General features: G+C 50.0%; 12 protein-coding genes and 1 pseudogene. 12 read left to right on the top strand and 1 reads right to left on the bottom strand.

The window, feature by feature from the left end; all coding sequences use genetic code 11:
- The first annotated feature begins 123 nt into the window (after positions 1–123).
- A complete protein-coding gene (locus MKY58_RS13970; RefSeq protein ID WP_339320813.1) occupies positions 124–1,017 on the top strand; it encodes an AraC family transcriptional regulator in 894 nt (297 codons plus the stop codon).
- 102 nt (positions 1,018–1,119) lie between these two features.
- Here the strand turns inward: MKY58_RS13970 and MKY58_RS13965 are convergent, their stop codons facing one another.
- Positions 1,120–1,830: a G1 family glutamic endopeptidase gene (locus MKY58_RS13965; protein ID WP_052147269.1), complete on the bottom strand. Its 711-nt coding sequence runs from the start codon at positions 1,828–1,830 to the stop codon at positions 1,120–1,122.
- A 655-nt stretch (positions 1,831–2,485) separates the two neighbouring features.
- On the opposite strand from MKY58_RS13965, the gene MKY58_RS13960 reads away from it, so the two are divergent.
- The 11 genes and pseudogenes from MKY58_RS13960 (at position 2,486) to MKY58_RS13910 (ending at position 14,959) form a co-directional block, all read left to right on the top strand.
- Positions 2,486–4,192 (top strand): ABC transporter substrate-binding protein, encoded by a 1,707-nt coding sequence (locus MKY58_RS13960; RefSeq protein ID WP_339320812.1) that lies wholly within the window; start codon positions 2,486–2,488, stop codon positions 4,190–4,192.
- A gap of 138 nt (positions 4,193–4,330) precedes the next feature.
- A complete protein-coding gene (locus MKY58_RS13955) occupies positions 4,331–5,389 on the top strand; it encodes a hypothetical protein (protein ID WP_339320811.1) in 1,059 nt (352 codons plus the stop codon).
- 36 nt (positions 5,390–5,425) lie between these two features.
- Entirely contained in the window at positions 5,426–6,379 is a 954-nt protein-coding gene (locus tag MKY58_RS13950; protein WP_339320810.1) for an acetamidase/formamidase family protein, read from the top strand.
- A gap of 69 nt (positions 6,380–6,448) precedes the next feature.
- Complete coding sequence (locus MKY58_RS13945; RefSeq protein WP_339320809.1) at positions 6,449–6,955, top strand: DinB family protein; 507 nt, start codon at positions 6,449–6,451, stop codon at positions 6,953–6,955.
- 1,392 nt (positions 6,956–8,347) lie between these two features.
- Positions 8,348–8,923, top strand: coding sequence for an NADPH-dependent FMN reductase (locus MKY58_RS13940; protein ID WP_339320808.1), 576 nt, complete (start codon positions 8,348–8,350; stop codon positions 8,921–8,923).
- 550 nt (positions 8,924–9,473) lie between these two features.
- Positions 9,474–9,614 carry a hypothetical protein gene (locus tag MKY58_RS13935; RefSeq protein WP_339320807.1) on the top strand — a complete coding sequence of 47 codons (141 nt, stop codon included), beginning with the start codon at positions 9,474–9,476 and terminating at the stop codon, positions 9,612–9,614.
- Positions 9,580–9,724 (top strand): annotated as a pseudogene (locus MKY58_RS13930) (hypothetical protein); the annotation flags it as partial. The gene MKY58_RS13935 and the pseudogene MKY58_RS13930, both read left to right, overlap by 35 nt.
- 62 nt (positions 9,725–9,786) lie before the next feature.
- On the top strand, positions 9,787–9,948 hold the full coding sequence (locus MKY58_RS13925; RefSeq protein WP_339320806.1) for a hypothetical protein: 162 nt from the start codon (positions 9,787–9,789) through the stop codon (positions 9,946–9,948).
- A gap of 34 nt (positions 9,949–9,982) precedes the next feature.
- Positions 9,983–11,743: a histidine kinase gene (locus MKY58_RS13920; protein WP_339320805.1), complete on the top strand. Its 1,761-nt coding sequence runs from the start codon at positions 9,983–9,985 to the stop codon at positions 11,741–11,743.
- Complete coding sequence (locus tag MKY58_RS13915; RefSeq protein WP_339320804.1) at positions 11,728–13,068, top strand: response regulator; 1,341 nt, start codon at positions 11,728–11,730, stop codon at positions 13,066–13,068. The genes MKY58_RS13920 and MKY58_RS13915 overlap by 16 nt, the downstream gene beginning before the upstream one ends.
- 163 nt (positions 13,069–13,231) lie before the next feature.
- Positions 13,232–14,959, top strand: coding sequence for an extracellular solute-binding protein (locus tag MKY58_RS13910; RefSeq protein ID WP_339325150.1), 1,728 nt, complete (start codon positions 13,232–13,234; stop codon positions 14,957–14,959).
- Positions 14,960–14,988: the final 29 nt, after the last annotated feature.

Here is a 14,988-nt window from a genome sequence, read left to right as displayed (position 1 = left end):
TTGTGATCACTCCTAAATTGGCCTATAGTAATCGTAACATTCTTCATTATAACTGGCGGTTTTGCCGTTGGCTCTATACGTTCTTGCGCAATAATAGTCCGATTTTGTGGTGGTGATCGAATCATGACCTATCCGAAGGAACTTTGGGAGGATACCCTGCTTGAGAATCCGGCTTATCCGTTCCAGCTGTTCCAAAACCGCTGCCCGTCCGTACAGCCGGGAGAATCCATTTTATATTTGCATTGGCATGAACACTTCGAATTTTTGGCGATGCAAAAAGGAAGCGCGGTCTTCCATATCGACAGCCGTCCTTATGTCGTTCAGGCAGGGGACGTTCTGCTGATTCCCGGCGGAAGCCTGCACGTCGGCTACTCGCTTGCGGAAGGGGACGTCCATTACGATTGCGTCGTCGTCAACGCCTCCTTGTTTAACGATTGGCTTCACGATCCGCTGCATGCCCAATTTGTCGCGCCGTATTTGGAGGGGAGGAATCAATTTCCCGTCAAACTGTCGGATCGGGACGAATCGGCTGCCGGCTGCATGCCTCTGCTGCATGACATTATCGGGGAGCTTGCAGCCAAACCGCCGGCGTATCCTTTGGTCGTCAAATCTCGGTTGCATCTGCTGTTTACGCTGCTAGCCAGGGCGTATATGCCGAAGACGGACGAATGGAAACCGGAGACGGACTATTTTCCCAACCGCGAACGGTTCAAGGAACTGATCCGCACCGTCGAGGCGAGTTTTTCCCAAAAACTTACCGTCGAGCAAGCCGCCGGGCAAGTTAATCTGAACCCCTATTATTTTTGCAAGCTGTTCAAGCGGCTGACCGGCCGCACGTTTATCGAATACGTCAACATTTGCAGGGTCAAGGAGGCCAAGAGATTGCTTGATTCCACCCAGGATTCGGTGACCGAAATCGCGGCGAAGGTCGGCTGCGAGAACCCGAATTATTTTACGAAGCTTTATAAAAAGTATATGGGGGTCACCCCCTCTCAAACGAGAAAGGGAAGGGGATAGCGGCTGGAAGGAGTAGGGGCAAAAAAACGAAAAAACCGGCCAAGCGTCATGCGTAGGCCGGTTTATGGCATGGTCCTCAGACCGTACAACATAGAATTCCAACTATGAGCTTTTCTGCAAAGTGGAGCTTCCCGATGAGCGTCCTACGGCGTTTCTGACTTGGAAGGCGTCCCCCTCGCGGTTCGGGGCCGTCGGAATCGATGTAACATTCTCTCCTTGAAGCATCACGCCGAGTTCGTCCGACGTCAGCTTCGGGCTGCGGCCGTTCAAGCGGCAGCATGAAAATCTGACCGTCGAAATCCGGGCCATCCGGGATATGCTTGACCCAACCTGCGGCGCCTCGACGATCCATTCCGCCGAGGATTGCGGTCCGGTATAACGTTTCGTCGTTCGGAACGTCCAATTTTGGGATGAATTGCGCAAATAAATAAGCCAAGTCGAACCTCTGACTTTCGAGATGACGGCATGCATCCGGTCACCGGGCTGGACGGGGTTAGGTATCGGCGTCATGACGTCGGGAAGAATTTCCCACCATGCGTAATACTGGGCTCTTCCATTCACGTAATCATGTCCGGTTCCGACTTGAATCAGGTCCGTATTGCCAAAACCATCGATCCCGATCCAAGCGGATGAATAAGTAGATTGGGAGCTGGGACGCACGACGGGGACCGTCCATTTTGCGGATATGCGATGAAAGGCATTGGTTCGTCCCGACACGGCGTAACCGCTCCAATTGGCGGAAACCCATCCCAAGCTGTTTAACCGGGGCTTGCCAGACCTTGCGATTTTGCACACTCTATGAAACTTGTTCAATCATTCCACCACCTCTATGTCGGATAATCTATCATATTGTGCTGATAGAAGAATTGCGTGGGGGAATGAAGGTTATTAAAAGCTTGTTTTCTTGCAAACCTGGATGGCATGTTGGATGAAACGCTATTGAATGCCGGGGCCAGAACGCGGGGAGGGAGTATTCACATCATTCCAAATGGCGTGATAGAGCCGAATCGAAGAGTGGTTCTTCGATTCGGTTTTTTTGATTGGGTGGGATCGGCTAACAGCTCAAAAATACATTTTTTTCAGGCCCAAGCCTCCGAATTAATTGGTTTTTTCAATTGGGTCAGAAAGTGTAAATCCTTGCGATCTATAATTATAACTTTAAAGGAAATAGCGTGTTATATAAGTTAATGAACGATGTGAGAATGGAGGTTCCTTTGGTTATGTCGATAAATTGGTCAAGTATCTTTGTCGTATTGCTTTTTATAGCGATCGTCATTATGTCGATTGTGGGATTCCTGCGATTCGTATTCAAAAACAGGTAGCGTCTCTTCGAAACTTGGATGTTGGATGCAAGCGCTGTTGATCGGTGAAGGATACTTTATTCTCACGGATTTTCGTCAAAAGACCGATAATATTTCAAACAGCTTCTCTCGCAGCCTATTTATTGAAGGGGGGGAATCCCGGTGATATGACAAACAAGAAAAAAAGGTTGCCCGCTCTATTTTCCAAACTCACCAAGGACCTCTTTTCAAGCTATCGTAATCCGTCCTTAGCGATGAAGGAATTGAAAATGGACAGGCATGCCGAACCTGACTGCGATGATGTCGTGGCCCATGCGTATGGCGGAACTTTCGTTTTCGGAGGTTTGTCAGACATCGTAAGCGTGAATCCGATCTATGTGCAGGACGTTGCTTCCGGCGATGCCGTGCAGTGGATTTTTGCCAAATTGTATGATTTCAGCCGAAACGGTAATTTGGTTGTCCAACCCTGGTCCCTTGCTGCAGAGCCTTTAAAAATATCCGATCTCGGAAAAACATATACCGTGAAGTTAAAAGAGTACGCACGATGGAGCGATGGCAGGCCTGTAACTGCCGATGATGTCATATTTACTTTTGAAACGCTCAGGAATCCCTTGTCAGGTTCTCCGGCCAACATGGATTTCGAAAAAATAGTTGACATGGAAAAGCTGGATTTGCATACCGTTAGGATTATTTTGCGTGAACCCTATTCGCCGTTTCAATATGCGCTGGCTACGGAGCTGCTTCCTTGTCATGTATTAAAGGATGTGCATCCCGAAAAATTACATCGTCATCCATACGGCCTGGACCCGCGTCAAACGGTTACGAACGGGCCATGGAGATGGAGAGGGTACCAACGGAACAGATACTTGTTATTCGAAGCCGATCCGGATTATTGGGGACCTAGACCGCATTTGAGCAAAGTCATTTACAAAATATACACGGATGTAGGCGCACAAGTCAAAGCGCTTGCTAAGGGTGAAATTGACTTTATTATCGGTGTGCCGGCCGAAGCCATTCGTCCCATTTTATTTTCGTATTATAATGATGACATTGAGTTCTACGCCGCACCGGGACCACAATATGAAATTTTAGGTTTAAACCATAATCCAGACCATTTCAAAGAACGATGGATTCCGTGGTCCACGCCAAAAACGAGGCAGGCAATGGTTTACGCATTGAACCGCCAAGCGATGATCGAGAAGGTACTCTTCGGCAGAGGAAGAATCCTCAATTCGCCGTTCCTGCCCGGAACTTGGTATGATCCAGGCGATTCGGCAGTTTCCCATCCTTATGATCCTAAAAAAGCCGTTGCATTACTACGTGAAGACGGCTGGGAAACCGGTAAAGACGGGATATTAGTTAAAAACGGTCACCGCTTCTCGTTCGAGCTGCAATATCATGAGCTTCAGGAAATCGGTGCAGCGATGATACAACGATATTTTAGAACGGTCGGAATCGAAGTGAATTTAAAAGCGATGGATTTTTCCAAGTGGGTTGAACAACATCTTAATCCAGGGAAATTCGAAGCCGTTCTTGTGGGCCAAGTTCAAACATCGCTGGATCCCGATCAAGAAATTTTTCTCGCTTCCAAATCCGTTCCTCCTAACGGCGGAAATTTTCTATGGTATAAGAACCCTGACCTTGATGAAATATTACGTCGGGGGAACACAGAAATGAATCCCAAGAAACGAGCTGAAATATATAAAGAAGCAGCAAGCATTCTTTCTACCGACTTGCCCTGCATCTTTTTGTATCAATATGATACTTTTATGGCCATCAACAAAAGGATTAAATTCGAGGCTAAAGACCGACCTGAAGCAAGGCTGGCAAATGGTTACTTTTACCATGCAATCCGTTGGTGGGTGGATGACTAAAATGGATTGATAACCTTCCGAAAACTGCTCATCGAGCAGTTTTTTTGTTTGCATTCATATGTAGAGGATAACTGTAAAGAAATGTATTTACTTTATAAAGAAAATAAATTACTCTATAAAGTAAGGCGGTGGTGGAATATGGAAGATCTTTATTTAAACGTGTCCCTGCTGCGCGCCAAAATTCCGAACCTAACGGTGGCGGCACGATCTGCGGGACTCAGACCGGCAACCGTGTCCAACCTTTGCACAGGCAAAATCCCGGTCGGAAGGGCCGAGGTCCGGACGCTTGCGGCACTTGCGGAGCTTGCAGGATGCACCATGGATGAACTCATCCTTCGGGGAAGACCTTTGGGCATGCTGGAGACAGGAATCAAAGTGATCGATTTACTGGCTCCTTTGGTCCAAGGCGGCAGCATCGGTCTGGTGGCGCGCCAAAATGTCGGGCAGCTGGCCTTGTTGGCGGAGCTTTTTTACAGGTTCAAAACATCGGATTACGCTACCGTCTTTTGGAAGCCTGAAGCAAATGCAAAAGGGATCGACGAGCTCCTTCAAGAGGCCGAAGCCGTGGGCAACACGTCCGCCGAAGTGTATGAGCGGATTCTCCAATGCGCCAAAAGCAAAGAAATCGTATTGGGAGCGGATCGCGCCATGGTATTGTCGGGCGGGATATTCGATCTCGAAGAGAAACTGAAATCGGCCGGCATACGTCCCGTTACGACCATCCTCGTCGACGTGAGCGGCAATGCGGCGGACGAAGAGCTGCCGTTTGGACCGCTGGATACGTTTTTGCGTTTTGACGCGGAACTGACGACAAGAGGGCTTTTTCCCGCCATAGATCCCGTCGCATCCACGTCGGTGATGCTTGAGGGAGCGCAGCTCGAGCCGCTTCATTTATCCATCCAGCAGGAGGCCCGGAAACTCATGCGCCGTTACCGCGAATTAAGGCCGTTGGTCCTGTTTCGCGGCGAAGAAAAGCTTCCCGGTTCCGAAAGGACTTTGTTCAAGCGGGGCGAGCGCTTGGAAGCTTATTTATCCCAGCCGTTTTTTATCGCCGAGCCGTTTACCAAGAAAAAAGCGGAGTGGATTCCCCTTCGGGATACGCTTCAAGATGTAAGGACCATTTTGGACGGCGGGGCAGATCATGTCCCGGTTGAAAAGATCCGTTTTGCCGGCCGTTTAGACGTGGAATGGCTTTAGCGTTTGCCGAAAATCATCTTCCTTGGAGGCGATCCTATGGTTGTGCATCAGATGGATTTGAACTCAAAAGCGCTGATCGGGAGTTTCACGAAAGAGGTTCCTCCGCTCCTGACCGTTTCTTCCGGAGATACGATCCGATTTGCCGTCCCGGATGCGGCTTGGGGAGTCGGGGAGTCTTATGCCGAACGGAAAAAGCCTTATGCCAGACGGGATAAGCTTGATCGAGGGCATGCCTTGATCGGTCCCTTTTTCCTGGAACACGCCAAACGGGGAATGACCCTCGCCATCCGCTTTAAGCGGATCGTCCCCGGAAGGTACGGTTTTACGTCGGCGGGGCAATATCCGAACTGGCAAAACCAAAAACTGCATCTGACGGATGAACGGGAACTAACGCTGGACTGGGCATTGGATCCGGAAAAAATGGAAGGAAGCTGCCAAATCGGCGGGGCGACGTATTCGGTCCCGCTTCGTCCCTTCATGGGCATCGTCGGCATGCCGCCGGAAGAGACGGGGATCCATTCGACTTGGCCGCCCCGCTTTTGCGGCGGAAACATCGATTGCAAAGAGCTCGTCAGCGGCAGTACGATCTTTTTGCCGATTCCGGTCGACGGAGCTTATCTGGTCATTGGCGACGGGCATGCGGCGCAAGGGGACGGCGAGGTCAGCTGCCAAGCGATCGAATGTCCGATGGAAGAGGTTGAAGTAACCGTAGATCTTTTGCCAGATATGCATCTGACATATCCGCGGGCGAACACGCCGTCCGGCTGGCTCACGTTTGGTTTTCATGAGGATTTAAACGAAGCGACGGTTCAAGCCTTGGACGGCATGCTCGGTTTGATGGGCGAATTATACGGCTTGAATCGCGTGGAAGCAATGGCGGTCGGCAGTTCCGCGATCGATCTTCGAATCACCCAAATCGTTAACGGCGTGAAAGGTGTGCATGCTTGTTTGCCGCATGGTCGCATCACGAAAAAAACGGCAGCTCCTTGAATAACTATGACAGTATGCCGTCATGTTTCGGGTGCTAAAATGAACCCAAGATAAAGGAGGAGATCGATAATGACGCATCCAGCCATTGAAATGTACGATTACCACGTGTGGGAGGTTTCCCGGATCATGGACCGCCTGAAGGAGATTCCGGAGGAGCTGTACCGGCAAGAGATCGCCAGCAGTTTTCCGTCCATCGCCAAAACGCTGGCCCATATTTATATCGTCGACAACGTTTGGTTCCAAACGCTGCAAGGGACGGAAATGGCGGATGCCCTGAATTCTTCCTGGTCCAACAGGGAGGAACTTGAAAACGGCTCGCTGCCGGAACTGGAAACGAAATTCAAACGGCTGTCCGAAGCGTGCTCCCGTTTCCTTCGTGCGCAGGAAGACCTGGAAAAACGCGTCATGTTGAACAATCCGTATGCAGGCAGCCGCGAAACGAGCTTGGCCGAAATCGTCATGCAAATCGTGACGCACGGGACATACCACAAAGGCAACATCTCCACGATGCTGCGGCAAACGGGGAATTCGTCCGTCATGACCGACTACATTTATTACTTGTATGCCAAACAGTAACTCCGCCCAAGCACTGTACCGAAAACCGCGCGGGTACCAGGCAGCGCATCTCATTAAAGAAATTCCCCTCAATTCACAATAGACAATTTAGGGCTCATGCTACGGGCTCTAACCTGGCGAAAAGGTCCGCCAGCCAAGAGCCCGTACGCACCGCTGCGGCAGGGCTTCGGCCGATAACAAGAGCGCATATGCCGGCAGGACAGCACTACCGGCCAAGGCGCTCTATGTTCCTGTCCGGCGCTGATCCCACCGCACGGAGCGCTATAACACTTTTGCTTGCTGTATTAAGGATTGAAGCGTCGGATCCCCCGGCGCGGCCACTGTTGCACATTTGGTGTATTTCTGCCAGCGATCATCCGTATTGCCTTTCCTGAGAATGGATCAGTTAAAATGTTAGAATTAGCAAACCAACATCAAAGTGTAGGAAAATAGCATATTTATTCAGCCATTTATATTGCCGATTAGCATGTTGATGGGCACATCTCTAAAAACAACAATGTGTGAAGCAGGGGAATTCTTCCTGATATCGAATTAACCTCATATTATACCGGCGGCAGGAGGCATTTTTCGAATGAAATTAGCGCAGGACGTTTTGCCAATTGAAAAAGTGACATCCATAGGTAGAGAATTAATGAATAAAATTCTGGATGTCATTTTTTACGATTTTAAAATAGGTGATTTTTTCTTTTGAATAAGAATCCGGACAGAATTTATCTTATCGAGGATATCATCATCGAAAATCATGATTGGATAATCATCTATGATAACGGGAAACAAGCAGCGTATGAAGAATGTGTTCCTCTCTTCACTGTGGGGAATTTTATAGACATACTTTCATCGATGCATTCATTTGATTTGCGTACATTCGGTCAGGGGTGGATTCTCTTGTGGGACAGTTCAATGTCTTTTGAGAGCGAGACCGATGAGCCACTTCTTTTATTCTTATGGAGAGTTTTGAAGGAGATTTGCAGAGAAGGGAAATATGTTTATTAGGGAAGCCACTAACTGGTGGCTTTTTTCTTTGTTCATATTACGCAATATAGGAGCGCGGCGTCCTGATTTTGTCGGGATCCCAGCCGCTGCTCGTTGTAGTCTTTTCTGTCTGCGGTCGGGCCCGCGGGAGCCGGGCGGGGAGCTGCAGTGCAGTGTACGGATCCCCCAGCGTAGTCATCGTCGCGCACATTGAATCAGCCAGTCATTTTGCTTGGATAGAACCGGATGGATTCCGGTTCTTTTTTATTTCATTTTTTTTCGCTTTTGCCATCCGCATGGTAACAGGATACAAACGCTTCGCGGTATTGACCAAATTTTCCATTACGGCCACAATGGTCATAGACGACTGGGGCAAGCGCGGTCGCCCGCCAATGTCAAATCGAGAAAGGACGAATGCCCTTGAATTTAAGTCCTATAAAGATCACGGCGATTTCCGGAAGCCTCCGAAGACAATCGTCCAATACGAGCCTGATTCACGCCCTCTATCCGCTGGCGCCGGAAACGATGGAGATTTCGATATTTGAAGGCATCGGAGATCTGCCCCATTTTAACCCGGATATCGATGGAGACGACCCGGCCCCTTCGGTGGCACGGCTTCGTGACACGATCCGTCAGGCGGACGGCGTGATCATCAGCACCCCCGAATATGCCCATGGCGTGCCCGGCGTTCTGAAGAATGCGCTCGACTGGCTGGTATCGTCCGGAGAGTTCGTCTACAAACCCGTCGCTGTCGTCAGCGGATCGCCGATGGAAACCGGTGGAGAGAAGGCGCATCAGTCCCTGCTGATGACACTTAGGATGATGACGGCTGACTTGGTGGAGGGCGGGTCTTTCACGGTACCTTTCCTCAATCAGAAGCTTCGGGGCGGAGAGATTATGGATGAGGAGCTGAACGAGAGGCTGAAGGGCATGCTCGGGAAGCTGGAAGAGGCTGTACGAAAGGCAGCTGCAAACGGCATGAACGGTTTCAGGTAAGATAGATAACCGCATTTCCTAATACAAAAGCCTGCGTCACTCCAATCCTAAGATTTGGAGCGCGCAGGCTTTTTCATGTCATAGTGTCATCGTTGTCGGACGGTTTAGCAAGCAATGAGCTTTCGCCGCCGGAGGGACAGGCTGTGCGCCGATCCTGCCGAAGAGTTAATACCTTTGATTGATGTATCCAAGATGAATGGATAGAACCGGCCGCGTGCCGGTTCTTTTTTTTGATTGTAATTTTTTTTCTCTTTTGCCATCCACATGGTAACAGGATCAAGCCTACTAAACTTCCAGGCGGCCGAGCCTCCGGCTGCGCCCCTCTATCCGCCTGGAAGCCAAGTAGGCGAGCTGCCAGATCAAGGGGCAAAAAAACTTTCCATCCATTATAGAAAGCGTGGTTGGAAAGCTTTTTTGTGCTTGTACCCTTGACCAGTCAGCTATGACCCAGTTCCCAAGCTCCGCGTCAAAAGGCGAAAAAAAACGCCCTGCAGGGGCCATGTCCCATGTGGATGGCAAAAAAACCTAGACCATTCAGGAGGACCTCAAGATGAAGAAAATAACCGTTTATGACATCGTAACCGAGAAAATTTTGGAGCAGCTGGCCAATGGTGTAGCCCTTGGAGAAAGCCTTGGAAACCTGGCCAAGATGCAGTCAATTGGTTCACCGGAAAGCCTTACCGGGGCATAAACAAGCTTCTGACTATACTACGCGCGGGCGGTACGGCTGCGAATGCGGCTCAGAAGGCAGCGGATTATATCCAAAACATCAAGCCGGATAAAGGACAAATTGCAAGCTAAATAAGGATACGCCGCCTTCCGGCGGCGCACACCAATTAAAAGATGAAATGGAGTGCTTATGTATGAGGACAAAGGAAACGATTGAAATCAATCAAAAACTGGAGATTGTGAAGCTTGGAACCCAGAAATTCAAGACAATTGGCGGTTATTATCAGCCCATGGGGAAAAGAATCATCCAAAAGGATGGTTCTTTTTTTGCGAAGCATTATACTAAAGATGAATAGATTCGATCATCCAAGGGAGTAGCGGGAGGTACATATGAAGCTGCAAGCGGCGGGCAAAGCGTCCAAATGGTATGTCTATCAAAAAATCGTCATCGTGTTCATCTTATTTTTGCTTCCTCTCATTTCCATGAATATATGGCTGAACTACAAAGGCATGTCTATCACGAAAAACGCCATTCTGAATTCCTCCCAGGCCGGGGCGTCCTTTTATTCCAAACAGCTCGACAAAGAGATGTATTTTATCCGCAATCTGCAGCTGCAGCTGATCAACGACAAAGACCTGCAGAAGCTGAGCTTCCGGGGAAGCCTGCTGGGGGATTACGAGGAAGTGCAGCTGATCGAACAAGTCAGGGACCGGCTGTCTACGCTCATGGCGTCCAGCGAATACGTGGTGAACAGCGGGGTATACGTGGAATCCATCCGAAAGACCATCTCGATGAACTCGGGTGTTACGGGCACGCCCAATGAGGAAATGAAGCTTATAACGTCGCTGAGCGAAGTGACGCCCAAGCCTTCCTTTTACCGCAGCGGGAACCGAATTTTCCTGATTGAAAGCGCAAACAACGGCAGCATCGTGACGTATATCGAAATCTCGAGGCCCATGCTGCTGCAGTCCTTAAACGAAATCGCGAAATTGTATCCTGAATCGGAAGTGCTGCTCGGAAGCCAAGAATCCGGAACGATGCTGACGACGGCGGAAAATGCGGACGAATCGGAGGAGATTTTGAAACTGACGGCGGATGAATCCGTGGATCAAGAACCGCCGCAGTTCAAAAAAATGAACGGAGTCAATTATTTTATCACCCGAAGCGCCGTCGGCTCCCTGCATTTATCCATGATCATGTACGTGAACCAAAATGAGCTTACGCGCCCGTTAAGCCAATTCATTACCTGGTTCTATACGCTGTTCATTATCGCGATCATCGTGATGATCCTTTATTCCTTTTCGGTCAACGTGATGATCCATCGGCCGTTATCGAAGCTGGTCAAAGCGTTCCATATGATCGAAACCGACAACCTCAATATTACGATCGAATCAAAAACCAAAGACGAGTTCCATTACGTGTTCAACAGCTTCAACAATATGGCGCGGCGGCTCAAAAATTCGATCGAGGAAAACTACGAGCAGAAAATCGCGCTGCAGCATTCCCAGCTGAAACAGCTCCAGTCCCAGATCAATCCGCATTTTTTGTACAACAGCTTTTTCAATATTTACATGATGTGCAAGGTAGGGGATTCCGACAGCGCGGCGGAGCTTTCCCAGCGGCTTGGAAGCTATTATCAGTACATTACGAGAAGCGGGTCCGACGAGGTTCCGTTTTATAAGGAATACCGCCATGCGCTGGATTATTGCGACATTCAATGCATCCGTTTCGCCAACCGGGTATCCTTCGAATACGAAGAGGAGACGGGAATTCCGCCATCGATCACGGTGCCGCGGCTGATCATCCAACCGATCGTCGAAAATGTGTTCGAGCACGCTTTCGAGGACGGCATGATGGAAGGGAAGGTGTTGATCGGCACGGCGTACCGGGAAGGGATGCTGCGCGTCACGGTCGAAGACAACGGAAATTTGGCGACCGACGGGATGATTGAGGAGCTGCGCGGCAAACTCGCCATGGATTCGAAAGCAGTGGAAAACACGGGACTCATCAACGTCAACAACCGTCTCAAGCTTAAATACGGGCCGGACAGCGGGTTATCGGTGTCGAGAAGCCGGCATGGCGGCTTAAAAATAGATCTGGTCATCGTACTTGAAAACATGAAGGAGGCAGCAGCATGTACCGATTGTTAATCGTCGACGACGAGCCGGTCATCGTCAACGGATTGATTCAGCTTTTCCAGGAAAATACCGAATTCGAACTGGATGTTTGCAAAGCCTACTCGGCGGCGGAAGCGTTGAACATCGCCAAAAAAATGAAACTCGACATTCTCGTCAGCGATATCCGCATGCCCCAAAAAAGCGGGCTGCAGCTTGTCGACGACATCGCCTATTATTGGCCGCACTGCCGGATCATTTTTTTGACCGGTTACAGCGAATTCGATTATGTCCAGGAAGCCCTGCGCAAGAGAGCGGACAATTACATCTTAAAAACGGAAGGCATCGAACCGATCTTTGGGGCGGTAAAAGCGGCCTGCCAAAAACTCGATGAGGAAAACCGCCGCAGAATCCGGGAAGAAAAGGCGAAAATGCATTTTCAAATCGCCGCTCCCGTGCTTAAAAACGAGCTGGTCGGCAGGCTTTTGAAGGGGGAATCCGCGGCCGCATTGCTGTCCGACCCCCGCTATGAAGAACTGGACTTCCGAGTTCGCGTAAGCGAGCCTGCATTTTTTGTCGTCGGCAGCTTGGATTCAATCGACGATCCGAATACGAAGGACAAGCTCGGGGCGGTGCAAAACGGTTTCAGCAACTATTTGCCCGATTCGATTGCATGCGAACACTCCGTGTTGGATGAAGGCGTCCTCGTTTGGCTGCTTCAGCCGCACGAAGAACTGCTTGCCCGTTTTTCCCAGCCGGATTCGGAGCCGCAGCGTTGGCGGGGATTTACGTCATATATGAAAGGGATTCTGGAGCTCGTGCAGAACGAATGCGAAAGCCTGATCGGCGTATCCGTATCTTTTGGCATATCGGGCAATTTAAGCGGATGCTGGGAGACGGTTTCCGGCCAATACAACACGCTGCTGGGCGTATTGCGTTCCAGGGCTGCCCTCGGCCAAAACCTGATCGTCATCGATATCGAACATGCCGGCAGCGAACCGGAAGCCATGGACGATCCGGCGCTCCTGAAGCAGGAGGACATGAAATCTTGGGTGATCGGCCAGATCCAAAACTACATACAAGCCAACTTGTCCGGGGACGTATCCCTGACGGCAATCGCGGAGAAAGTGCATTTCAACCCGTCGTATTTGTCGCGCTACTACAAACAGATGACGGGGCAAAATCTGCTGGACTACATCCAATCGAAAAAGCTTGAAGCGGCCGTGCATCTGATGATGCACACCAACCTGAAACTGAACGAAATCGCTGCCCGCGTCGGGTTCGATTCGCAATCCTACTTTACGACCTTTTTCAAAAAAAAGACGGGCATCTCTCCCCAAGAATACCGCAATGCCAAATGAGAGCCCGATCATCGGTTTCGCAGCGATCGTTTTTAAAAAGGTAAATAAAGTGAAAGGGAAGTAAAAAACTCAAAATTGATAGCGTTTTCTTCTGAAATTTATAATTAAACACATAAAGCACTTGCAAATCGCAGCATAAACAAAAGGGGGAAACGCGTTGAACATGAAAAAAATCAATCCATGGAAAATGATTTTGCTCGTCACGATGTCGCTTTCGTTATTTACGGCATGCTCCAGCCAAGGCAAAGATACGGCAGGCTCGGCTGCAGACCCGTCCTCCAAGGAAGAAAAAAAGAGCACGGACGCGCCGCCGGAGCCGCTCGGGAAATATCCCGAAACCGTCACGGTGACGGAAGTGCTCGGCTACAACCCTCCGGAAGACCCGCGGACGCCGAAAGGCATCACGCCGGACCAAAACGCTTACCTCAAAGATTTGAAAGACATGCTGAACATCGAAGTCAAGTACAAGTGGACCGTTCCTTCCAGCCAATTCGAGCAAAAGTTCTCGCTGGCGATGGCTTCGGCCGACTTGCCGGACATTATGGAGCTTGACCAGAAAAACTTCGAGAAGCTGAAAAAGCAGGGCATGCTGGCCGATTTGACCGAAGCTTATAACGATTACGCTTCTCCGGAGCTGAAGAAATACATGGAATCCGACGGCGGTTTTGCCATGAAGACGTTCACCGAGGACGGCAAGCTGCTCGCGATTCCGGCTTTCGAAGATCCGTTCCTGTCGACGCAGCTGCTCTGGCTTCGCAAAGACTGGCTCGAAAACTTGAAGCTGGAGCCGCCGAAAACGATGGACGAACTGGACAAGGTTGCCGAAGCTTTCGTGAAAAACGATCCGGACCAAAACGGCCAAAACGACACGTACGGCGTATCCCTGCAAAAGAACCTGTTTTTCTGGGCATACGACCTGAGAGGATTTTTTAACGGCTTCGGCGCATATCCTTCGATCGGCGACAATCAGTCCGCCTGGATCAAGGACAGCAGCGGCAAGCTGATTCCGGGCCTCATTCAGCCGGAAGTGAAAACCGCGCTGGGCAAGCTGCAATCCTGGTACAAGGACGGCATTTTGGACAAAGAATTTGCGCTAAAGGACGAAAACAAGGCCGTCGAAGACATCACGGCAGGCAAAGTCGGCATCGTGTACGGCGAATGGTGGTATCCGAACTATCCGCTGAACCTGAACGTCGACAAAGACCCGAAAGCGGAATGGATCGCGATTCAAATTCCGGGTCTCGACGGTCCCGGCAAATCGCTGGTGCCTAAAATCCGCAGCGGAAAAGTTTATGCCGTAAACAAAAAAATGAAAAATCCGGAAGCCGCCATCAAAATGATCAACTTCTACATCGAAAAAGGCAAAAAGAAATACATGGAGCAAAACAAAGCGGAAAACGGATACGTATACAACTGGTTTAATCCGCGGATTTACAACCCGGCCCAAATCGAAACGATCTATACGGAAGTCAACAAGGCACTGGATGCGAAGCAGACGGAAATTACGCTGGACGATGAAAACTACAAAAACGTTGCAGACGTCTTTAAGGCAGCCCAGGATTATCTGGCAGGCAACACGGAAAAAGCCTCCAAAGGCGTCAACTGGGGCCAATACTTCAGCCGCGCGGCAAAAGACGGAGGCTGGGGCATGACCCGGCAGATCAAGGAAAGCGGAGCTTTCGTGAACAACGAATTCTTCGGCCTGCCGACGGAAACGCAAGTCGAAAAAGGCGCCCAGCTCGACAAGCTGATGCAGGAATCTTTCACGAAAATCATTATGGGCGGTTCCCTGGACGAATTCGACAAGTTCGTTCAAAGCTGGAAGTCCCTTGGCGGAGACCAAATCACCCAAGAGGTGAACGACTGGTACAGCAAACAGGCTGCGAAATAATCGCTTGCGCGAATGCTGCGACAATCCAG

Origin of the sequence: Paenibacillus sp. FSL W8-0194 (assembly GCF_037969745.1) — a bacterium.
Lineage (GTDB): Bacteria > Bacillota > Bacilli > Paenibacillales > Paenibacillaceae > Paenibacillus_AQ > Paenibacillus_AQ cookii.
The sequence above is the reverse complement of the archived record's forward strand: the minus strand, read 5'-3'. Positions and strand labels throughout refer to the sequence as shown.